The sequence below is a fragment of the Streptomyces sp. NPDC059037 genome (assembly GCF_042740015.1).
In the GTDB taxonomy this organism is placed as follows: Bacteria; Actinomycetota; Actinomycetes; order Streptomycetales; family Streptomycetaceae; genus Streptomyces.
In genome coordinates this window covers 1-20442 of record NZ_JBHYIG010000178.1, presented here as the reverse complement: position 1 = coordinate 20442, position 20442 = coordinate 1, and the positions used below count along the sequence as shown (strand labels likewise).

Sequence of the window (20442 nt, the reverse complement as noted above, 5' to 3'; positions counted from 1 at the left end):
GGCCATGGTCGCGGAAGGTGATCCTGGCCCGATGGTCCACTGCGGGGTGACAGGTGGGCGGGCGGGAAACATCCGCCGCGAAGCGGCGGCCCCGAAAGGCCCCCCGCCAACAGCCGGTTAAGGTCAATCCCATGCTCTACGGACGCGACGAAGAGACGACGAGGCTGGACGAGATCCTGTCCCACGCCCGGCAGGGCACAAGCGCCACCCTCGTCCTGCGGGGCGAGGCCGGCATCGGCAAGTCCGAGCTGCTGCGGCATACCGCGGAGACCGCCGCGGCCCAGCGGACCCGCGTCCTGCGGGCAACCGGCGTCGAGGCCGAGAGCGAACTCCCCTTCGCGGGCCTGCACCTGCTCCTGCACCGCGTGACCGACCGCATCGACGACCTCCCGGAGCCGCAGGCCACCGCCTTGCGCGCGGCCCTCGGCCTCGCCCGGAGCGACGCACGCCCCGACCGTTTCCTCATCGGCCTCGCCGTACTCACCCTCCTCGCGGATCTCGCCGACAGCGACGGCGGCTCCCTCCTCTGCCTCGTCGACGACGCCCACTGGCTGGACCAGGCCTCCGCCGACGCCCTCCTCTTCGCGGCCCGGCGTCTCGCGGCCGAGGGCGTCGTGATGCTGTTCGCCGCTCGCGACGCGCACGCCCCGCCGTTCCCCGCCCAGGGCCTGCCCGAGCTGCGGCTCGGCGGGCTCGACGACGGGGCCGCCGGCGAGCTCCTCGCCGAGTACGCGGGAGATCTGCCCCGCTACGTACGCGACCAGATCCGCGGCGAGTCGGGCGGCAACCCGCTCGCCCTGCGCGAGCTGCCCGCCGCCCAGCGCGAGGGCCAGATACCCGCCTACGGCTACCACTTGGGCGCGCTGCCCAGCCACTCCCGCCTTCTGCAGACCTTCGCCGACCGCATCTCCGCGCTGCCGCGCGCGACCCGTTCGCTGCTGGTGATCGCGGCCGCGGAGGGCACCGGAGACCTCGCGGTGACGGCGTCCGCGGCGAGCGGGCTCGGCGCTTCGGTCACCGATCTGGAGCCCGCCGAACGCAAGGAGCTGCTCAGCCTGGACGGCGGCCGGTTCACCTTCCGGCACCCCCTGATCCGCGCCGCCGCCTACCAGAGCGCCCCGGTCGGCGACCGCATCGCCGCGCATCGCGCGCTCGCCGACGCGCTGCCCTGCGTCGGCAACATCGACCGCCGCGCCTGGCATCTGGCGGCCGCCACGACCGAGCCGGACGAGTACGTCGCCGCCGTCCTGGAGAGGACCGCCGAGCACGCCCGCGAGCGCGGCGGCTACGCGGCCGTCGCCGCGGCCTGCGAACGCGCGGCCCAGCTCAGCCCGGACGGCGCCGACCGCGCCCGGCGTCTCGCGCTCGCCGCGTCGGCAGCGGCGGACGCGGGCCAGAACGAACGCGCGGCCGAACTGGCGCTGCGCGCCGCCCCGCACCTCACCGACCCGGCGCAGCTCGCGCGGCTCGCACAGGCGCGGGCCGCCGTCGCCCGCGAGCAGGGCAGGCTCGACGCCTCCAGCTCCGTGCTCCTCGACACGGCTGCCGAGATCGCCCCGCACGCTCCTCATACGGCGGCGTTCATGGCGTACGAGGCGATGACCGCCGCCTGGCTCTCCGGGCACCGGCAGTCCATCGAGGGGACGAGCGCCCGCCTTGCCGCCCTCGATCTCAAGACGCCGCCGGACGCGCCGCCCTATCTCCCGGCGGCCGAGGGCCTGGCCCGGCTCGCCGCGGGTGACCCGGGCGCCGGACTTCCGCCGCTGCGCGCGCTGTTCGGGAGCCTGCGGACCGAGCGCGACGACCACGGGCACAGTCTGCGCGAACGGATCTCCGTCGCGTCCTGGTTCGCGCCGCTCGGCGAGCTGGCGACCGGCAACGACCTGGCCGCCGAGCTGGAGCACGAATGCCGCGAGCAGGGCGCACTCGGCCCGCTGCCGCTCGTGCTGCTCATGCGTACGCGCACCCGTATCTTCCTGGGCCGGCACGGCTGCGCGCTGCCCGGCGCCGCCGAGGGGCTGCGGATCGCGCAGGACACCGGACAGCCGCACTACGTCGAGCAGTTGACGGCCGTTCTCGCCTATCTCGCAGCGCTCGACGGCGACGAGGAGCGCTGCCGCGATCTCGCGGGCCGGGGCGCCGATCTGCGGCAGGTGCTGCCCGGCCAGGTGTGGGGCGCGGTCGCCATCGGCCTCCTTGAGCTGGGCCACGGCCGCTACGAGGCCGCCCGCCGTGCCTATGAGGATGTCGCGGCGAGCCCGTCGGGCCATACGGTCGCCGTCCTGTACTGCGTGCCGGACCGCGTGGAGGCTGCCGCTCGGACCGGAAAGGCCGATTCCGTACGGGAGTTGGCGGCCGGCTTCGCCGAGTGGGCGGGGCACACGGGCGCGGCCTGGGCGTGCGCGCTTGCCGCCCGCTGCCGTGCGCTGCTCGCCCCGGAGGCGGAAGCGGGAGCGGCGTACGAGGAAGCACTGGCACTGCACACCGACGACGGCCGCCCCTTCGAACGGGCCCGTACGGAGCTGCTCTTCGGGGAGTGGCTGCGGCGCGCGGGCCGCCGCAGCGAGGCCCGCACCCCGCTGCGCTCCGCCCTGGACACCTTCGAGCTGCTCGCGGCGGCGCCGTGGGCCGAACGGGCCCGCGCCGAGCTGCGCGCCACCGGCGAGAGCCGGGCTCGGCACACCGATGACCGTGACCCCGTCGAGCGGCTCACCCCGCAGGAGCGCCAGGTCGTGCGGCTCGCGGCGACCGGCATGACCAACCGGGACATCGGCGCCCGGCTCTTCCTGTCGCCGCGCACGGTCGGCTACCACCTGTACAACGCCTATCCGAAGCTGGGCGTGGCGTCGCGCGGCGAGCTGACCCGGCTCACCTTCCGGGAGGAGCAGGAGGAGCAGGAGGAGCCGACGGCGTAGCGGCCGTGGCGGGGGCCGCTCAGGAGAAGGAGTCGAAGAGGCGGTTCAGCATCCGCTCGAAGACCTCGTCCGCGTCCCCCGGCGGCGGTCCTTCGGTGAGCATGGCGGCGAGCCGCGGATACGCCCCGCTGCCGACCTGCCCCGCGAGATACGCGAACCGCACGGCCTGCTCCTGCTCCTCCGACCACGGCAGCGCCCGCGCGCGTTCCGCCATGGCGAACTCATTGGCCACGTACGTCATGACGGAGCCGTTGAGCATCCCGATCAGCTCCATCTTGGTGCCGGAGGGGGCGTCGAGCCCGTCCAGGGCGGCCAGGCAGTGCTCCAGGAAGCGCAGGGCGTTCGGGCTGTAGCCGTAGAGCGTCGACATGATCCGCGCCAGCCAGGGGTGGCGGTGCATGATCTCGCGCGTCTGGCGGCCGACCGCCATCATCTCCGTACGCCAGTCACCGCCCGGCGGTCCCGCGGGGAGCACGTACTCGCCGCTCGCCGCGTCGACCATCAGCTCGTACAGGTCCTCCTTGCGCGGCACGTAGTTGTAGAGCGACATGGTGCCGCAGCCCAGTTCGCCGGCCACCCTGCGCATGGAGACCGCGTCGATGCCGTCCGCGTCGGCGATGCGGACCGCCGCCGCGGCGATGTCCGCCCTGCTGTACGCGGGCTTCGGGCCACGGCCCGCACGCTCGGGGCGCGCCCAGATCACTTCCGGTTCGGCCGCTCGGCCCGCCATTGATCATCACCTCGCTCCCCATGTTAGTTACGTACGGCGTACGTAGTGAGGTACGGTGACGGCATGACTTCTACGTACGCTGTACTTAGTGAAGGTCTGGAGAAGCGGTTCGGGGAGGTCAAGGCCTTGCGGGGCCTCGACCTCGCCGTCCCGGAAGGCACGGTGTGCGGGGTGCTCGGCCCGAACGGGGCCGGCAAGACGACCGCGGTACGGGTGCTGACCACGCTCCAGTCGCCGGACGCCGGCAGGGCCCTGATCGCGGGGCACGACGTGGTGCGGGAGGCCGCCGCCGTGCGGCGGGTGATCGGGGTGACCGGGCAGTACGCGTCGGTCGACGGCGATCTGACCGGGCGGGAGAACCTGCGGCTCTTCGCGCGCCTGCTGCGGGTTCCGAAGGCGCGGGGCGACGAGCTCCTTGAACGCTTCGGGCTCGTCGAGGCCGCCGATCGCCCCGCGCGGACGTACTCCGGCGGCATGCGGCGGCGGCTCGACCTGGCGGCGAGTCTGCTGGTGCGGCCCCGGGTGCTGTTCCTCGACGAGCCCACCACCGGGCTCGATCCGCACAGCCGGGGCGGCATCTGGGACGCCGTGCGGGAGTTGGCCGCCGAGGGGACGACGGTGCTGCTCACCACGCAGTATCTGGAGGAGGCGGATCAGCTGGCCGACGAGGTCGTCCTGATCGACGAGGGGCGGGCGGCGCAGCGCGGTACGCCCGCGGCGCTGAAGGCGCAGATCGGGAGTTACGCGGAGGTCGTCGTCGCCGAGGGTGCGGCTGTGCCTGCGGCGGCGATCGTGCTGGATCAGCTGACCGGGGCCGAGCCGGTGCTCGACGCCGGGCGGCTCACCGCCGGGGCCGTTGTGCTGGATCCCTCCGTCACGTTGCCCGTCCTCGTCCGGGAGTTGGACTTCGCGGGGGTGCCGGTCGTCGATGTGACGTTGCGGGCGCCGACCTTGGATGAGGTCTTCTTGCGGCTCGTTTCCCGTGTTTCCTAGACCGCCGCTTCGCGGCGGATTTTTCCCGCCCACCCACCCGATTACCCCGCAGCGCGATTCGTCCTGCCGCCTGGGGTGGGTGGGTGCCGATGTGACCTTGGAGGTCTCCCGATGAGCGCCATCCTTTACGACGGCACCGCCGTCCTCGGCCGGCATCTGCAGCGCATCAAGCACGCGCCCGCCATTCTGATCATGACGCAGACGATGCCCATCGTCTTTCTGCTCTTCTTCGGGTACGTCTTCGGCAGCGCCCTCGCCATGCCCGGCTCCGACTACCGTGCCTTCCTCGTGCCGGGGATGCTCGTCGCGACCGCCGCGAACGGGATCATGACCGGCATGTTCACCGCCGCCCAGGACTCGCACCGCGGTGTGATGGACCGCTTCCGTACGCTGCCGATGAGCCGGTCGGCGATCCCGCTCGGGCAGGCCGTCGCCGATCTGCTGACCACCGCCGTGGGGCTTGTGCCGCTGATGCTGGTCGGGCTCGCGATGGGGTGGCGGATCGACGGCGGTGCGCCCCAAGCCCTGGGCGCCTTCGGCCTGTTGCTGCTCTTCCGGTTCACCACGACCTGGATCGGCATCCTGCTCGGGCTCGCCTCGCAGAGCGAGGAGGCGGCGGGACAGCTGGGCAGCGCGACGTTCATGCTGCCGCTGCTCTCGAACGCGTACATCCCCACCGACGGGCTCCCCGGCTGGCTGCGCACGGTCGCCGAGTGGAACCCGATCAGCGCGGTGGCCACGGCGGTGCGGGACCTGTTCGGCAACGCGCCCGTGCCGACGGATGCCGCCTGGCCGGTAACGCATCCCGTGGCCGGTTCGGTCCTGTGGTGCGCGGTGCTGCTCGCCCTGTGCGTGCCGCTCGCCGTCCGCCGGTACGCGCGCGGGGGACAGTGAGCGGACGGCCGAACTCTCCCTCGGCGCAAGCTACTTCTGGGGGTCGAGCTCCGGCCCCAACGAGGAGAACTTCTCCTGGGACACCACGCGCTTCGGCGGCCAGGTGATGTTCGACGGCGGCCACTTCTGGCCGGTCTTCTTCAGGAACCACACGGGGGGTTCGTACATCGGCGGCTCATAGCCGTCCGGCAGCGCGGTCTTCCAACTCACGCCCTTCGTACGCTGGTGCCGATGGGGGCGAGCGCGGCCCCCATCGAGACGGTGGGCACGTTCCAGCTGATGTCCGCGACGTCCGTGGAGCCACCGCCCATGAACACCGGGTTGGGCGGGGTGAGTTCACCGATCTTGTCGTGCATGCCCCGCTGTGGAAGACCCAGGGACTCCTGGAGCTCCATCGCCAATCCGTGGGCCTCGTCGGTGAATTGCGGCGGGCCGATCTCCTTCATGTTCGCGTGCAGGAGCTCGGCGAAGGCCCTGGCGGGGAGCTGGTTCCAGCGGGCCGATGTGATGCGGTGGCGGACCGAGGTCTGGGACGCCTTCGCGGCCGCCTCGGAGACGGCGATCACCTTGTCCAGGAGCACCTGGACGCGGGCCGGGCTTCCCTCGCGTACGTAGTAGCTGATCGGTCATCGCGGTGGTGGTGCCCCAGCCGGTCGCGTTGGCCGTCGAGGGGTGCCAGTCGAGGAACGCGTCGAGGCCCTCGTACACGCCCTTGCTGACGGCGTACGTCTCGCCGATCAGCGTCTCCTCGGCGGTGGAGCCGAAGAACTTCACGGTCACGGGCAGCTTGTGCCGCTTCGCGGCCTGGGCGAGGGCGGCCGCGGCGGCTGCCGCCGCCGTGCCGAGCGCGCTGTGGCCGCAGCCGTAGCCGGGCGAGGGGGCCCCTGCTCGAGCGCAGCCGAGAGCTTGGGGGAGGGCCGTGGACGCCCTTGTTCTGCGAGAGGCCGGGCAGCGCGTCGTACTCGCCGCTGAAGCCGATGACGGGGCCGCCGCTGCCGTGCGAGAAGGTCGCGGTGAAGGCGGTGGGGAATCCGGCGGTGCCGAACTGCACGTCGAATCCGGCCTGTTCGAGGAAATCGGCCTCGGCGATCGAGGACTTCCACTCGCGCAGGGAGAGCTCGGCGTTGTCCCAGATCTCGGCGTTCAGGCCGGTGATCCGGTCGTCGTGGGAGGTGATCCAGTCGAGCGCGGAGCGCTTGGTGGGGGTGTCGGCCGCGAGGCCCTCGGGGGCTTCATAGGCGGCGGGGCTTTCGTCGGCGCTCGCGGCCATCGCCGGCTCAACGGCGGGCCGCTCGCGGGGAGTGCTTCATGCTCATGCTGATCGTGCAGGTCACACACGCGCACCTCCGGGGGGTGAGGTTGGGCGTGTCGGCCAATCGATCAGCAACAGTGCGACTGAATCGTTGCGGCGTCAACAGGTGCGCATGACACGGGTGTTACGTGACGTGGGTGAGGAGCGGGTGGGTGGGAGCAACCCGCCGTGGAGCGGCGGTCAGACCCCCGACCACCCGTGGTCAACGACCCCCGAAAAGCGACCGCCGCAACCTTCGCAGCGGTGCAAAAAGGGAAACCCGCCGCACACGCGCACCGCGCGCGCTGCGGTCGTGCGCGGAACCCCGCGAGGTCAGCTCACGCATCAGCAGCGTCGCCTCGTGCGACTCACGCTGCGGAACGGCAGGGCCGCCCAGCACCGCGAGATGGCGGTCGAGACGAGAGCTGGTCGCGCTGCTCCCGCAAGTGATCGCAGGGACACGCGCCCTGCTGCGCACCGTTATCTGTTCCATGTCACTCCCCACCCGTACGAGGGCACCCGGCCCAGGGCAGGTTAACCCTATCGCCCCGTCATGACACTCGTGTATCCCGGTCGCAGGATTCACCTTCTGCGCAAGGAGGTTGACGGTTACTCTCCGAATACAACTGATTCCAGGGCGAGTTGGACAAGAGGGGCAGAAGTGGGCCGATCTGAGCCCCCATCGGGCTCGATGGTGACAGCGAGTGAGGAAGTGGCAGCACTCAGCCCTGTGGCGAGCACGGGCGTTTCACCGTCGAGCAGACCGAGGGAACGGGGCTCCGACGCGGGGCGCATCAGCCACAGTTGGTGCACACGGCCCCGTGGCGGCGCGTCGAGCCCCACGACGGTCACCACGGCGCGCCGCCTGGACTCCGACGCGACGACGTTGATGCCGCGCCCCCGTGCGTCGTGCTCGCCGGTGGCGCGGGCGTCGGGCGCGGCCAGAACGTGGGCGATCTCACGTGCGGCGGCCCGCTCGCGGTCGAGCCGGTCGTCGGTCCTGTCGAGCTGGACCGCCAGGACCGCGCAGGCGACCAGGGCGAGCGCGGAGCCGGCGAGCGGGACCAGAAGCGTACGCGTGCGTGGGGGCGCGCTCGGTGCGGCAGGCGCCTGCGACCGTGGCTCCTGCTCCGTCGTGCGTACGGCGGTCATCACCCGGTCGAGCAGGGCGGGCGGCGGCGGGGTCGCGGCCGCTCCCGCGAGCCGCACGGCGTCCTCGGCCAGCTGCCTGGTCTCCTCCCGGCAGCGGCCGCAGCGGGCCAGGTGCCGCTCGAAGCGGCGCAGTTCGCGGGGTTCGACGGCGTCCAGGGCGTAGGGGACGGCCAGGGAGTGCACGGTTCTGCGCGGCCGCCACCCGGTGCGTCCGCCCGGCCGCGCGACTGCCCGGCCTCCGGGCCACCTCATGCCGTGTCTCCCGTGGCGGCGCCCAGGCAGTCGCGCAGCCGCAGCAGCCCGTCCCGCATCCGCGTCTTGACGGTGCCGAGCGGTACGGAGAGCCGCCGGGCCACCTCGCGGTACGTATAGCCGTCGTAATAGGCGAGCGTCACGGCCTGGCGCTGCAGGTCCGTCAGGCGCCGCAGGCAGCGGCGCACCCACTCGCGCTCCAGGCTGCCCTCGACCTCCTCGGCCACGTGGTCGAAGGCGGGCACTTCGGCGCGCCCCGCGACGCGCTGTTCGCGGTCGCTCGCCGCGCGGGCGCTGCGCACCCGGTCCACGGCCCTGCGGTGGGCGAGGGTGAGGATCCAGGAGAGGGCGCTGCCGCGCGCGGGGTCGAAGCGGGCCGCCGTGCGCCACAGTTCGAGCAGCACCTCCTGGACCACCTCCTCGGACTGCGCCGGATCCCGCAGCACCCTGCGCACCATCCCGTACACCGGCCCGGACACCAGGCCGTACAGCTTCTCGAACGCCTGCTGGTCGCCCTGTGCGACCAGCGGGAGCAGTGCGTCGGCGTCCATGCGGTGTCCCCCTTTTCGGGCCCCTTGTGCACGCGGGGCTCATTGTCCGGTCGCCCGGTCTTCGGGGCGAGAGACGGGACCGGATTGGGAAAGAGGCCAATCCGCCGGGCCGTTCGCCCCGAATGGCGTTCGTCAGGCGGCTCCCGCGCTCCACGCGCCGGGTCGCGCGAAGGAACGTAAGGACGGACGCGATGACAGCTATCGCCAGGAGCCGTGCGGGGCGTCGCAACAGGCGCGGCCTCGCCGCGCTTGTCTGTGGCGCGCTGGCCGCCGGGGGGCTCGCAGCCGCCGGCGTGACCGCACTCGAACCGGGAGCGGCCGATGCCGCAAGCCACCGGGAGGCCCCGCTGATCTCGGGACAGCCCCAGTACGACAACACGGACGTGTACGCGTTCGTCAGCCCCGACCGGCCCGACACGACGACGATCGTGGCGAACTGGCTCCCCTTCGAGGAGCCCGCGGGCGGTCCCACCTTCTATCCGTTCGCCGACGACGCGCAGTACGACGTCCACGTGGACAGCGACGGGGACGCGCAGGGCGATCTGCTCTACCGGTGGACGTTCGACACGCAGACCAAGAGCGGCGACACGTTCCTCTACAACACCGGTCCCGTGACGAGCCTGGACGACCCCGATCTGAACGTCACGCAGACCTACGACCTGGACCTGATCAAGCTGAAGGACCAGAAGGTCACGTCGACGACGAAGCTCGCCGACGACGTGCCCGCGGCGCCCTCGCACGTCGGCAAGGCGTCGATGCCGAACTACAAGAAGCTGCGCGACCAGGCCGTGCGCGACATCAAGGGCGGCGGTTCGACGTTCGCCGGGCAGGCCGACGACCCGTTCTTCGCGGACCTGCGGGTCTTCGACCTGGCGTACGGCGGCAATCTCTCCGAGGTCGGGCGGGACACCCTCAAGGGCTACAACGTGAACACCATCGCCCTTCAGGTGCCGACCGCGGAGCTCCGGCAGTCGGAGAAGCAGCCCGTCGTCGGCGTCTGGTCGACGACCCAGCGCAAGAACGCGAGCGGCAAGTGGACGCAGGTCTCGCGGATGGGCAACCCGCTGGTGAACGAGGTCGTCGTACCGAGGAAGGACAAGGACAAGTTCAACGCGTCCTCGCCCTGGAACGACAAGCAGTTCCTCAAGTACGTCACCAACCCCGAACTGCCCAAGGTCCTGGAGAAGATCTACGGCCTGAAGGCTCCGGCGGAGCCCCGCAACGACCTCGTGTCGGTCTTCCTGACCGGCGTGAAGGACCTCAACCAGCCGCCGGGTGTGCGGCCGGCCGAGGCGCTGCGGCTCAACACGTCGATCAAGCCGGCCGCCGATCCGAAGCGGCTCGGTGTGCTCGACGGCGACAACGCCGGGTTCCCCAACGGGCGGCGGCTCGCCGATGACGTCATCGACATCGAGCTGCAGGCCGTCGAGGGCGAACTCGTCGGCAACAAGAACGACTTGGGCGACGCGGTGGACGCCAACGAGCAGAAGTTCGGCGGCGCCTTCCCGTACGTGGCACTGCCCACGTCCGGGTCCCGTGGGCCGCTGGCCAAGGGCGGCGGTTCCGGTGACAGCTCGGCACGTGACGCGCTGAGCGGCGGTGCCGTGCCCGGGCGTCCGGGGGCCGGTGGCGGTGACGAGACCGACGCCGTGCTGATCGCCTCCGGTGCCGCGGGGACCGCCGGGGTCCTGCTGGTGGGCCTCGGGCTCCTCTGGTGGCGCAGGCGGGGCGCGCCCGGGACCTCGGGGTGAGGCCGTTCCCCCGGGGGTGAGCCCCGCGGGGGCGGGCCCTCTGTGGGCGGCGGGGGCTCCGTCCCGCAGGGAGAGCCCCCCGCGGGGCAATTCCCTTCCACGTCCCTCCCAAGTCCTTCCCAAGCCGGCGCGGTCCGCATCTCATCCCCCTGCGGGCCGCGCCTTCTCCCTACTCCTTCCACACTCCTTCCACGGAAAGGTCTGCTGCCATGGCTCTGCCACGTCCCGCCGGGCGGTCCCTCGTCGCCGCCGTCGTGCTGGCGCTCGCGATCACCGGCGGTGCCGTCGTCGCCGGCGGTGACGACGGCCGGGACCGGCAGCCGTCCTCGATCGCCGCGCCGGGCGCCTCGCTCGACGGGCTGCGGGGCGGCGATCTGGACCGTGGCGTGGAGGCGCTGCAGGCCCATCTGCGGGCCCAGCCAAGGGACTTCGGCTCCTGGGCGACGCTGGGCACCGCCTACGTCGAGCAGGCCCGCACCCGGGGCGATCCCTCCCGGTACCGCGAGGCGGACCGCGCCATCGGCCGGTCCCTGGAGCTCCGGCCCGGCAACGACGCCGCACTGGCCGGGCGTGCGGCCCTGGCCGCCGCCCGGCACGACTTCAAGGGCGCCCTGCGGCACGCGGATTCCGCGCTCGCCGTGAACCCGTACAACGAGGGGGCGTTGGCCTCACGGATCGACGCCCTGGTCGAGCTCGGCCGCTACCCCGCGGCCGCGCGGGCCGCCGACGGGGCGGACGCCCGGCGGCCCGGCGTTCCCGTCTTCACCCGGTACGCGTACGTGCGCGAGCTGCGGGGCGATGTCGCGGGGGCCCGCCGGGCGCTCTCGCGGGCGGTCGGCTCGGTATCGGCCTCCGCGCCCGGCGACGTGGCCTACGTCGCCACGGCTCTGGGCCAACTGGCCTGGCGCCAGGGCCAGTACGGCGAGGCCCTGCGCCAGTGCGGCAGGGCGCTGCGGGCCGACGCCTCCTATCTGCCCGCTCTGGAGTGCCGGGCTCGGGCCTGGGCCGGGCGCGGGGAGCCGGGGCGGGCGATACGAGCGCTGCGGGAGGTGGTCGCCCAGGCTCCGCTGCCGGGGCCGCTGCTGGCCCTCGGCGAGCTGTACGAGGCGCGGGGCGAGCGGGCGAAGGCGCGCAGGCAGTACGAGCTGCTCTCCGCGGGGGTGTCGCTCGCGCGGGCCAACGGCGTGAACGCGGACCTCGAATCGGCGATCGCTCTGGCGGACCACGGGGACCGGCGGGATGCCCTGCGGGCGGCGCGGGCGGAGTGGAAGCGCCGCCACACGCTCCACACGGCAGACGCCCTGGCCTGGGCCCTCCACCTCAACGGCCGCTCCCGCGAGGCCCTTCCCTACACCCGCATGGCGACAGACACCGGATTCCGGGAGGCGTCCTTCATGTACCACCGAGCCGCGATCGAGACGGCGACGGACTCCCCCGCGGCGGGCCGCCGCTGGGCGTCCAGGGCGCTTGACCTCAACCCGGGCTTCTCCCCGACGGGGGCACGGGAGGCGCGGAAGCTGGCCGGGGGTGGTGGGTCGTGAGGATCCGCACCATGCGATGCGTCGAACGCCACGTCTGGTTGTGGGGCGGGGCCGCACCGGCAGTCAGGTGCGATCGCCCCCGCCTCCCCCACTCAACCCGGCAAGTTGCCCCGCTGCGGAGTTTCGGGCGGGTGGGCGCGAAGGGCTTGTTCGGCAGCCCCAGGCTGCGGGGTGCGCGGTGAAGCGGCGGCTCGCAGGCCTCGGGGTGATCGGCGGCGCAGCCATTCTCGCTCTGTTGCCCGCCGGGCAGGCAAGCGCGCACCCGCTGGGCAACTTCACCGTCAATCGGTACGACGGGATCGTCGCCGCCCCGGGACGCCTCACCGTCGACCATGTGGAAGACCTCGCCGAGATTCCGGCCACGCAGGCCATGCCCCGCATCAAGGAGGCCGGCATGGCCGCCTGGGCGGAGGAACGGTGCGGGCAGGCCGCCCGCGGCAGTCGGCTGCGGGTCGGCGGCGAGAGCGTACCCCTCAGCGTGGCGCGCGCCGGCGCCACCGCGCGCGACGGCCAGGCGGGCCTGCGCACGTTGCGCGTGCGGTGTGAGCTCGGTGCCCCGCTCCCCCGGGACACCGAGCTCACCCTCCGTTTCGAGGCCGCGGGCCAACCCGGCCCCGGCTGGCGGGAGATCACCGCCCAGGGTGATCGCATGACGGTGCGGGACGCCGACGTGCCGGAGGCGTCCGTGTCGCGGCGGCTCACCCGCTACCCGGAGCGGCTCCTCTCCTCGCCGCCGCGCGACGCATCGGCGGCGCTGCGCATCACCCCCGGCGGCCCCGCCCTCGCCGAGCGGCCCGGCGCCGAGGCCCCCGCCGCGAGCCCGCTCCCCCGCGGCGCCGACCGCTGGACGCAGGCGCTCACCGGGCTCGTCGCCCGGCACGACCTCAGCTTCGGCTTCGCCGTACTCGCCCTGGGCATCGCCCTGTTGCTCGGCGCCCTGCACGCCATCGCGCCGGGGCACGGCAAGACGCTGATGGCCGCGACCGCCGCCGCCCGCGGCCGCGCCTCCCTGCGGGACGTCCTCCCGCTCGCCGCGTCGGTGACCGTCACGCACACCCTCGGGGTGGCGGCCCTCGGGCTGCTCGTCGCGGGCGGCTCCGCGGCGGCGCCCTCCGTCATCGCCTGGCTGGGCATCGCCAGCGGTGTCCTGGTGACCGGCGCGGGGGCCCTGCTTCTGCGGAGGGCGTGGCGCCGCCGCAAACAGCACGGGCACAGCCACAGCCACAGCCACGGCCATCAGCACAGTCACGATGCGCCGCCCCGGCTCCGCGGCGCCCTCTTCCTCGGCTTCGCCGGCGGCCTCGTGCCAAGCCCCTCCGCCGTGGTCGTCCTGGTCGGCGCCGCCGCACTCGGCGAGGCCTGGTTCGGGCTGCTCCTGGTGCTCGCGTACGGGATGGGTCTTGCCGTGACGCTGACCGCCGCCGGGTTCCTCGTGGTGCGGGTCGGTTCCGCCGCCGGACGGCGGCTGCGCGGACCCCGCGGGCTGCGCCGCCTCACGCACCGGTTCCTGCCCGTCGGGTCCGCCTGTGTCGTGGTCGCCCTCGGGTGCGGATTGGTGTTCAAAGGGGCGGCAACGGCGCTCGGTTGAGGTAGTTTTGTGGAGAATCGCACGGCTGCCGATGGGGGACGCCCGTGACCGACGACGAGCGTGTGATCGCGGGGCGCTACCGCCTGCTTGCTCCCTTGGGCGAGGGCGGCATGGGCACGGTCTGGCGCGCCCGTGACGAGGTCCTGGGGCGCGAGGTCGCGGTCAAGGAGGTGCGCGCCCCGGCAGGGCTCCCGGCCAGTGACGTCGACCGGCTTTACGCCCGCCTGGAGCGCGAGGCCTGGGCCGCCGCCCGTATCCCGCACCGCAATGTGGTGACGGTCTACGACGTGGCGAGCCAGGACGGGCGCCCGTGGATCGTCATGGAGATCGTGCGCGGCCTCTCGCTGTCCGATGTGCTCGACACGGAAGGGCCGATGCCGCCGCAGCGCGCCGCGCACATCGGCGCGGAGGTGCTCGCCGCCCTGCGCGCCGCGCACGACGCGGGGGTCCTGCACCGTGACGTGAAGCCCGGCAACGTACTGATCGGCAATGACGGGCGGGTCGTCCTGACCGATTTCGGGATCGCCATGGTGGAGGGGAGTTCGGCCCTCACCATGACGGGGGAAGTGATCGGATCGCCCGAATTCCTCGCCCCGGAGCGGGCGTTGGGGCAGCGGCCTGGCCCCGAGTCCGATCTGTGGTCCCTCGGCGTGCTGCTCTACGCGGCCGTCGAGGGCAGTTCGCCGTTCCGGCAGGACACCCCGCTCAGCACGTTGCGCGCGGTGGTCGACGAGGCGCTGCCGCCGGCGCAGAACGCGGGAGCGCTGACGCCCGTACTCGAAGGGCTGCTGCGCAAGGATCCCGCCGAGCGGATCTCCCCTGCCGACGCCGAGCGCGATCTGCGGCTCGTCGCGGCGGGCGGCGCCCCGCGCGCGGACCCCGCCGTTCCGTATCTGCCCACGGTCACCTCGCAGGAGCAGCGACACACACCGCAGCCGCCGCCCCAGCCCCATCCCCAGCCGGAGCCGCCACCGGTCACCTACGGCGGCGGGACCACGACAACGACCGCCCCGAGCCGCTCGCGCCGCTCCGTCCTCGTCCTCACGGCCGGCCTGACAGCGCTCGCGCTGGCCCTCGGCGGACTCACGTACGCCCTGGTCAACCGGGACGACGGAGGCGGCGGAAGCAGCGGCGGCTCGACCGGCGGAGGTGACACCGGTGGAAGCGGGGGCAGTGGTTCCGGCGGTGGCAAGAGCGGTGGCCAGAACGGCGGCAGCAGTACGTCAGAGGGTTCCGACGGCGGCTCGACGAACGGCGGCGGCAGTGACGGCGGTTCGACCGGCAACGGCTCGACCGGCGGCTCCACGAACGGCGGCGGCAACGGCGGCACGACCACGCGCCCGCCCCAGTCCGTCAAGGTGACCGTCTCCGGGGTGCGCACGGAGTACAGCGGGGCGTGCCCGGTGCCGGCCGGTCAGGCACCGTCCTTCACGGCGACGTTCACGGTGGGCCGGGTTCCGGCCTCCGTCGACTACCGCTGGGTCACGAAGTCCGGCGAGCCGAGCGATCCCGGCTGGAAGACGCTCACGTTCGCGTCCGGCGGGGGCAAGAGCAAGCAGGTGCACCACACGGAGACCGTGGACGCCGGGCCCGGCGAGACGTATCAGAACGAGATCAGTGTGGAGGTGCGCAGCCCGGTTCAGGCGACCTCCAACTCCGTCGCGTACTCGGTGACATGCGAGAAGGAGACCCCGACGGACGGAGTCTCCCCCTACACGGCGCGCTAGACGTCAAGCAGGCGTCGAACTGCGCGTCGAACTCGGCCCGTCAGAGGGCCGCGGCCCTGAACACGGGAAGGTAGCCGCCGCTCTGACCGGCGGACGTGGGGTGGTAGGACTCGCCGATGTTGGTCCACTTCACGCTGTGCAGCCACGCGTCGCCGGAGCAGATCTCATGCCCGGTGAAGGTGCTGGTCACATCGCCGAAGGTGAAGCCGTGGTCGGCGGCCCGCTTGGCGGTCGTGGAGTTGAGGAGGTTCGCGGCGTCGTTGATGGCGGCGCGCTCGGTCTCGGAGAGACCGGCGAGGCAGCTGCCGCCGAGCTTGTAGAAGCGCGGGTAGCCCATGACGACGACCTGGGCGGCGGGTGCCTTGCCGCTGATCGCCGAGTAGACCTGGTCGAGTTTGCCGGGGAGGGTGTTCTGGACGTAGGTGCGCGCCGTGGCGATGCGCGCGAGGCAGCTGCTCTCGGACTGGAGCACACAGGTCGTCATGACGTCGGCGAACCCGGCGTCGTTGCCCCCGACGGAGATGCTGACGAGGCCCGTCCCCGAGCCGAGCGGGCCGAGCTGGTTGGCCACGACGTCACCCGTGCGGGCACCGGAACAAGCCGTGAAGTTGAAGCTGGCGGGTGAGTTGGCGGCGGCCCACAGCGCGGGGTACGCGCGCGGAGTGCGCTTGCAGTTGCCGCTTCCGCTGTCGTATCCGCCGGCTCCGACACCGGACGAGTAGGAGTCGCCGAGTGCCACATAGCCGGTGGCCGCGGCCTGTTGGTCGGTCTGCTGGTCTGCTTGAGCCGCTGTGGCCCCGGTGAGGGCGAAGGCGACGGCGAGGAGGAGTGAGGACATGTTTGCCGTGATTCGGGACAATCTCATGGAACCTCCCTTAGCAGGATTTCTGCCACGACCGTGGTAGCACCTCCCACCCGCCGTCGGTAGTGCTCATGTCAACAAGTTCGCCTGCAATTCCCTTGCGCACCAAGGGAGTTCCCCACCAGTTCAAGGGGCGGCATCGGACATCTCCACACTCCCTCCGCATCTTGACGGGCCGCCACGGACTGCGCGACATTGAAGCCCGGCATCCGGCGCTTCGGGGGGCAAAGTCGCCAATGCAGACCATCGGGATCAAGGCACCGTCATCAGACACCGGGCCGGGCGCGGAGCAGCGCCCGAGCCGTCACGGAGACCTGCTTCCGTTGCTCGGGGGCATGGCTGTGGCGGTCGGCGCCGTCGGTGCGCTGCTCGCGCTCACGGACATCGACTCTCCGCTGCGCGCACCGTTCACGCTCTTCTTCCTGCTCGCGGCGCCGGGGGGAGCAATCGGCGCCGCGCTGCGCGGACTTGAACCATGGGGCCGGATCGTGGCTTCCGTTTCCGGGGCCGTCGCGGTCAACCTGTTGGTGGCCCAGGCCATGCTGGCCCTGCACATGTGGTCGGTGCGCGGCGGGGTCGCGGCCGTCACCGTGATCGGCTCGCTCATCTTCCTGCTGGTACTGGTACGGCGACTGCGTGGCCGTACCCCGAGAAGGCGGACCTCCTGACGTGGACATCACCGTGCACCGCCCCGGAGAACTCACCGCCGCCGACCGGGTGGCCTGGACGGCGCTGCAGTCCAAGTCCCACCTCAACGGCTCGCCCGAGCTGGCCAATCCTTTCCTCTCCCCGGAGTTCACCCTCGCGGTGGGCCACTGGCGGCGCGGGGTGCGGATCGCGGTCGTCCGGGAAGCCGGTGAGCCCGCGGCGTTCTTCCCGTACCAGAGATCCATCACCGGCGTCGGCCGGGCCATCGGCCTCGGCGTCTCCGACTGCCAGGGCCTGGTGCACCGGCCCGGCTTCACCTGGGACGCACGGGAGCTGCTGCGGGCCTGCGGGCTCGCGATGTGGGAGTTCGACCATCTGGCCGGCGGCCAGGGGCCGTTCGAGGCGGGCGCCTCCGGCTCCTTCGCATCGCCCGTCATGGATCTGGACCAGGGGTACGAGGCCTATCTCGGCCATCTCCGGGCGAAATCCCCGAAGTTCACCCGCACGACACTCGCCAAGGAGCGCAGGCTCGCGCGCGACCACGGCACCGTTCGCTATGTGCACGACGAGCGCGACCCGGCGGTCCTGCGCACCCTGACGGGGTGGAAGTCGGCCCAGTACCGCAGGACCGGCCGCAGCGACCGGTTCGCGCAGGCCTGGATCAACCAGCTCGTGCGGCAGCTCTTCCACACCGGTTCCGCCCAGTTCGCCGGCCTGCTCTCCGTGCTGTACGTCGACGACGTGCCGGTCGCGGCGCACTTCGGGCTGCGCTCCGAGCGGATCTTCGCCCAGTGGTTCCCGGCCTACGACCCGGCGTTCGCGAAGTACTCGCCCGGCCTGATCCTGCATCTGCGGATGGCCGAGGCGGCCGCCGCCGACGGCATCGCGTACATGGATCTGGGGCGGGGCCAGAAGCAGTACAAGGACTCCCTGAAGACACGTGAACTCACCGTGTCCGAGGGGTGGGTGGCGCTGCGCCATCCGGCAGCGATCGGACACCGGGCGCGGCGCGCTCCGGTCAGGGCGCTGCGCAACACCGTCTTGTCGAGGCCGGAACTCTTTGAACCGGCCGACAAGCTGCTGAAACGCTTCGGTGAATTCCGATCAAGAAAGAAGGAATAAGGGGGGAGAAGGAAGGAAGAGGGCGCTCCATATGTGTCCACCAAGATTGGCCAAATCATCAAAAACGTGAGGCCACGTTCCAGGTCTTGCCATACGGCCTCAATCATCAATACCGTCGTACATCCACCCGCATCGGTCCATCACGCAATGCGATCTAGGGGAGGGCTCAAGATCGCGGTGGTTCCGGCGCGGGGCGCGGTAGGGGGGTGCCGTGCTCGGCGACTGCAGCTGTGCCGAGTCACGTCCCGCGCGATGCCAGCTCACTCGGCATGCACGGAGATCTATTTCGTCATGCGCAAGTGAGAACCCCCCTTTCGAACCGGATACATAGCCGGACCGCCCGGGGGTGGGCGGTCCACCGGACGAGAGGGATCAGACTCATGACTTCTTTTGTGCGCCCGGCCGAGCCGGGCCAAGACCCGTTAGACAAGCCGATGCCGTCCGGTAACTACCGGCCGATATCCACGCACTTGGCGATCACACCGCCGGTGAGCGTCGTGATTCCCGCGATGAACGAAGCGGAGAATCTTCCCTACGTCTTCAAGACGCTGCCCGACTGGGTCCACGAGGTCGTGCTCGTGGACGGCAATTCCACCGACGACACGGTGTCCGTCGCCCGGGAGCTGTGGCCGGACGTCAAGGTCGTGCGGCAGCTCGGCAAGGGCAAGGGCGACGCCCTGATCACCGGATTCGAGGCGTGCACCGGCGACATCATCGTGATGGTCGACGCGGACGGCTCGGCCGACGGTCACGAGATCGTCAGCTATGTCTCCGCCCTCGTCTCGGGCGCGGACTTCGCCAAGGGATCACGGTTCGCCAACGGCGGTGCCACGGACGACATGACGCCGATCCGCAAGCTCGGCAACCACGTCCTGTGCTCCGTCGTGAACGCCAAGTTCGGCGCCCGCTACACCGACCTGTGCTACGGCTACAACGCCTTCTGGAAGCACTGCCTCGACAAGATCGACCTCGACTGCACCGGTTTCGAGGTGGAGACCCTGATGAACATCCGGGTGGTCAAGGCCGGGCTCAAGGTGCAGGAGATCCCCAGCCACGAGTATCTGCGCATCCACGGCGCCAGCAATCTCAGCGCCGTCCGCGACGGCCTGCGGGTCCTGAAGGTGATCCTCACGGAGCGCTCCAACCGCCGCGGGCAGCAGCGCCGCCGCACCCGTGGTGTCCCCTTCCGCACACGTCAGGGAGAGGTGTCTTGAGCGGTCCCGACCACCACGGGGGAAGCACGGTCGCGGGCCTCGTCGGCTTCTCGGTCGTCATCTGCGTCTACACCGAGGACCGCTGGGAGGACATCCTGGCGGCGGTCGCCTCGGTGCGGGCGCAGTCCCTGACGGCCCTCGAAACACTGCTCGTGGTGGACCACAACGCCTCGCTCCTCGACCGGCTCGCCAAGGAGTACAAGGAGACCGAAGGGGTGCGGGTGCTCGCCAACGCGGGCCCCCGCGGCCTCTCCGCGGGCCGCAACACCGGCATCGCCGCAGCCGGCGGCGAGTTCATCGCGTTCCTTGACGACGACGCCGTCGCCGAGCGGGACTGGCTGCGCCACTTCGCCGAGGGGTACGCGGACCCGAGGGTCTTCGCGGTGGGCGGGCGCACCATGCCCGTCTGGGAGTCCCGGCGCAGGCCCGCCTGGTTCCCCGAGGAGTTCGACTGGGTCGTCGGCTGTACGTACAAGGGGCTGCCCGAGGGGCGCGTGCGGGTGCGCAACGTGCTTGGCGGCAACGCCTCCTTCCGCCGCAGCGCCTTCGACGCGGCGGGCGGCTTCGCGACCGGCATCGGCCGTGACGGCGACAAGCGTCCGCTGGGCTGCGAGGAGACGGAGCTGTGCATCCGCCTGGCGCGGGCCAGACCCGACGCGGTGCTCCTGATCGACGACCGTGCGGTGATCCACCACCGCGTCCCCGCAGCACGGGAGCGCTTCCACTACTTCCGTACGCGGACGTACGCGGAAGGCCTCTCCAAGGCGCTGGTGGCCCGAAGTGTGGGCGCCGGGAAGGGACTTGAGTCGGAGCGCAGGTACACCACGCGGGTGCTGCCCGCCGGTGTGGGCCGCGGTCTGCGCGACGCGCTGCTCGCCCGCCCCGGTGGCGCGGGCCGGGCGGGCGCCATCGTCGCGGGAGTGGTCACGGCGGCCGGGGGGTACGTAGTCGGGAGCGTTCGCGCGCGCAGGGCGGGCGCCACCTTCTCGGTCGCGGAGATCGAGCGGGACGCAGCTCAGGGGGGACCGAGATGAGCGCCGCCGTTCCGATCCTCATGTACCACTCGATCGCCCATGAACCGACCGAGGCGACCCCGGAGGGGGGAGGGGAGACAGGGGCGGGGGGGGGGGGGGCCGCGGCGTCGAGGGCTGGCGGGGGGGGAGCAGAGCACCACCACACGGGACACCGCGAGGGAGAGGCCACCCCGCCCC

The 20442-nt window shown here is 72.0% G+C and carries 17 protein-coding genes and 2 pseudogenes; 11 read left to right on the top strand and 8 right to left on the bottom strand.

The window, feature by feature from the left end; all coding sequences use genetic code 11:
- Positions 1-131 precede the first annotated feature (131 nt).
- Complete coding sequence (locus ACFWY6_RS29915) at positions 132-2915, top strand: AAA family ATPase (RefSeq protein ID WP_384696757.1); 2784 nt, start codon at positions 132-134, stop codon at positions 2913-2915.
- A 19-nt stretch (positions 2916-2934) separates the two neighbouring features.
- Here the strand turns inward: ACFWY6_RS29915 and ACFWY6_RS29910 are convergent, their stop codons facing one another.
- The gene (locus tag ACFWY6_RS29910; RefSeq protein WP_266868726.1) at positions 2935-3645 is read right to left on the bottom strand and encodes a TetR/AcrR family transcriptional regulator; all 711 of its coding nucleotides are present in this window, start codon (positions 3643-3645) and stop codon (positions 2935-2937) included.
- A gap of 63 nt (positions 3646-3708) precedes the next feature.
- Here ACFWY6_RS29910 and ACFWY6_RS29905 point away from each other — a divergent pair, with 63 nt between their 5' ends.
- The gene (locus ACFWY6_RS29905) at positions 3709-4638 is read left to right on the top strand and encodes an ATP-binding cassette domain-containing protein (protein ID WP_384696753.1); all 930 of its coding nucleotides are present in this window, start codon (positions 3709-3711) and stop codon (positions 4636-4638) included.
- Positions 4639-4749: 111 nt separating this feature from the next.
- On the top strand, positions 4750-5532 hold the full coding sequence (locus ACFWY6_RS29900; RefSeq protein WP_384696750.1) for an ABC transporter permease: 783 nt from the start codon (positions 4750-4752) through the stop codon (positions 5530-5532).
- Between the two features lie 30 nt (positions 5533-5562).
- On the opposite strand, the gene ACFWY6_RS29895 is transcribed toward ACFWY6_RS29900, so the two are convergent.
- From ACFWY6_RS29895 to ACFWY6_RS29870, 6 genes and pseudogenes are all read right to left on the bottom strand, one after another.
- On the bottom strand, positions 5563-5742 hold the full coding sequence (locus tag ACFWY6_RS29895; RefSeq protein WP_384696747.1) for a hypothetical protein: 180 nt from the start codon (positions 5740-5742) through the stop codon (positions 5563-5565).
- Positions 5739-6113, bottom strand: a complete 375-nt coding sequence (locus tag ACFWY6_RS29890; RefSeq protein ID WP_384696744.1) for a hypothetical protein — start codon at positions 6111-6113, stop codon at positions 5739-5741. Before ACFWY6_RS29890 ends, ACFWY6_RS29895 begins: the two co-directional genes overlap by 4 nt.
- A 151-nt stretch (positions 6114-6264) precedes the next feature.
- Positions 6265-6609, bottom strand: a pseudogene (locus tag ACFWY6_RS29885) (hypothetical protein); the annotation flags it as partial.
- A 437-nt stretch (positions 6610-7046) separates the two neighbouring features.
- The gene (locus tag ACFWY6_RS29880; RefSeq protein WP_360777975.1) at positions 7047-7316 is read right to left on the bottom strand and encodes a hypothetical protein; all 270 of its coding nucleotides are present in this window, start codon (positions 7314-7316) and stop codon (positions 7047-7049) included.
- A gap of 116 nt (positions 7317-7432) precedes the next feature.
- On the bottom strand, positions 7433-8227 hold the full coding sequence (locus tag ACFWY6_RS29875) for an anti-sigma factor (RefSeq protein WP_384696739.1): 795 nt from the start codon (positions 8225-8227) through the stop codon (positions 7433-7435).
- Positions 8224-8787, bottom strand: a pseudogene (locus ACFWY6_RS29870) (sigma-70 family RNA polymerase sigma factor); the annotation flags it as partial. The gene ACFWY6_RS29875 and the pseudogene ACFWY6_RS29870, both read right to left, overlap by 4 nt.
- A 182-nt stretch (positions 8788-8969) precedes the next feature.
- Here ACFWY6_RS29870 and ACFWY6_RS29865 point away from each other — a divergent pair.
- The 4 genes from ACFWY6_RS29865 to ACFWY6_RS29850 all read left to right on the top strand — a co-directional run bounded on the left by ACFWY6_RS29865 (position 8970) and on the right by ACFWY6_RS29850 (position 15385).
- A complete protein-coding gene (locus tag ACFWY6_RS29865) occupies positions 8970-10529 on the top strand; it encodes a DUF4331 domain-containing protein (RefSeq protein WP_384696736.1) in 1560 nt (519 codons plus the stop codon).
- A 209-nt stretch (positions 10530-10738) separates the two neighbouring features.
- Positions 10739-12070, top strand: a complete 1332-nt coding sequence (locus tag ACFWY6_RS29860) for a hypothetical protein (protein ID WP_384696733.1) — start codon at positions 10739-10741, stop codon at positions 12068-12070.
- Between the two features lie 178 nt (positions 12071-12248).
- Positions 12249-13658 carry a sulfite exporter TauE/SafE family protein gene (locus ACFWY6_RS29855; RefSeq protein ID WP_384696730.1) on the top strand — a complete coding sequence of 470 codons (1410 nt, stop codon included), beginning with the start codon at positions 12249-12251 and terminating at the stop codon, positions 13656-13658.
- Between the two features lie 110 nt (positions 13659-13768).
- The gene (locus ACFWY6_RS29850) at positions 13769-15385 is read left to right on the top strand and encodes a serine/threonine-protein kinase (protein ID WP_384696763.1); all 1617 of its coding nucleotides are present in this window, start codon (positions 13769-13771) and stop codon (positions 15383-15385) included.
- A 40-nt stretch (positions 15386-15425) separates the two neighbouring features.
- Here ACFWY6_RS29850 and ACFWY6_RS29845 read toward each other — a convergent pair whose 3' ends face one another.
- A complete protein-coding gene (locus ACFWY6_RS29845; RefSeq protein WP_384696727.1) occupies positions 15426-16250 on the bottom strand; it encodes an SGNH/GDSL hydrolase family protein in 825 nt (274 codons plus the stop codon).
- A gap of 332 nt (positions 16251-16582) precedes the next feature.
- Here ACFWY6_RS29845 and ACFWY6_RS29840 point away from each other — a divergent pair, with 332 nt between their 5' ends.
- From ACFWY6_RS29840 to ACFWY6_RS29825, 4 genes are all read left to right on the top strand, one after another.
- The gene (locus tag ACFWY6_RS29840; protein ID WP_384696724.1) at positions 16583-16915 is read left to right on the top strand and encodes a hypothetical protein; all 333 of its coding nucleotides are present in this window, start codon (positions 16583-16585) and stop codon (positions 16913-16915) included.
- A gap of 1 nt (position 16916) precedes the next feature.
- Positions 16917-18017, top strand: coding sequence for a GNAT family N-acetyltransferase (locus ACFWY6_RS29835; RefSeq protein ID WP_384696760.1), 1101 nt, complete (start codon positions 16917-16919; stop codon positions 18015-18017).
- Positions 18018-18397: 380 nt separating this feature from the next.
- A complete protein-coding gene (locus ACFWY6_RS29830; protein ID WP_384696722.1) occupies positions 18398-19231 on the top strand; it encodes a glycosyltransferase family 2 protein in 834 nt (277 codons plus the stop codon).
- Positions 19228-20265, top strand: coding sequence for a glycosyltransferase family 2 protein (locus ACFWY6_RS29825; protein ID WP_384696709.1), 1038 nt, complete (start codon positions 19228-19230; stop codon positions 20263-20265). The genes ACFWY6_RS29830 and ACFWY6_RS29825 overlap by 4 nt, the downstream gene beginning before the upstream one ends.
- Positions 20266-20442 lie beyond the last annotated feature (177 nt).

What these genes read in the sequence shown, in the direction of transcription:
- ACFWY6_RS29915 (WP_384696757.1), top strand. Translation starts at nt 132, where the DNA reads ATGCTCTACGGACGCGACGAAGAGACGACGAGGCTGGACGAGATCCTG.
- ACFWY6_RS29910 (WP_266868726.1), bottom strand. Translation starts at nt 3,645, where the DNA reads ATGGCGGGCCGAGCGGCCGAACCGGAAGTGATCTGGGCGCGCCCCGAG.
- ACFWY6_RS29905 (WP_384696753.1), top strand. Translation starts at nt 3,709, where the DNA reads ATGACTTCTACGTACGCTGTACTTAGTGAAGGTCTGGAGAAGCGGTTC.
- ACFWY6_RS29900 (WP_384696750.1), top strand. Translation starts at nt 4,750, where the DNA reads ATGAGCGCCATCCTTTACGACGGCACCGCCGTCCTCGGCCGGCATCTG.
- ACFWY6_RS29880 (WP_360777975.1), bottom strand. Translation starts at nt 7,316, where the DNA reads ATGGAACAGATAACGGTGCGCAGCAGGGCGCGTGTCCCTGCGATCACT.
- ACFWY6_RS29875 (WP_384696739.1), bottom strand. Translation starts at nt 8,227, where the DNA reads ATGAGGTGGCCCGGAGGCCGGGCAGTCGCGCGGCCGGGCGGACGCACC.
- ACFWY6_RS29865 (WP_384696736.1), top strand. Translation starts at nt 8,970, where the DNA reads ATGACAGCTATCGCCAGGAGCCGTGCGGGGCGTCGCAACAGGCGCGGC.
- ACFWY6_RS29860 (WP_384696733.1), top strand. Translation starts at nt 10,739, where the DNA reads ATGGCTCTGCCACGTCCCGCCGGGCGGTCCCTCGTCGCCGCCGTCGTG.
- ACFWY6_RS29850 (WP_384696763.1), top strand. Translation starts at nt 13,769, where the DNA reads ATGGGCACGGTCTGGCGCGCCCGTGACGAGGTCCTGGGGCGCGAGGTC.
- ACFWY6_RS29845 (WP_384696727.1), bottom strand. Translation starts at nt 16,250, where the DNA reads ATGAGATTGTCCCGAATCACGGCAAACATGTCCTCACTCCTCCTCGCC.
- ACFWY6_RS29840 (WP_384696724.1), top strand. Translation starts at nt 16,583, where the DNA reads ATGGCTGTGGCGGTCGGCGCCGTCGGTGCGCTGCTCGCGCTCACGGAC.
- ACFWY6_RS29830 (WP_384696722.1), top strand. Translation starts at nt 18,398, where the DNA reads ATGACTTCTTTTGTGCGCCCGGCCGAGCCGGGCCAAGACCCGTTAGAC.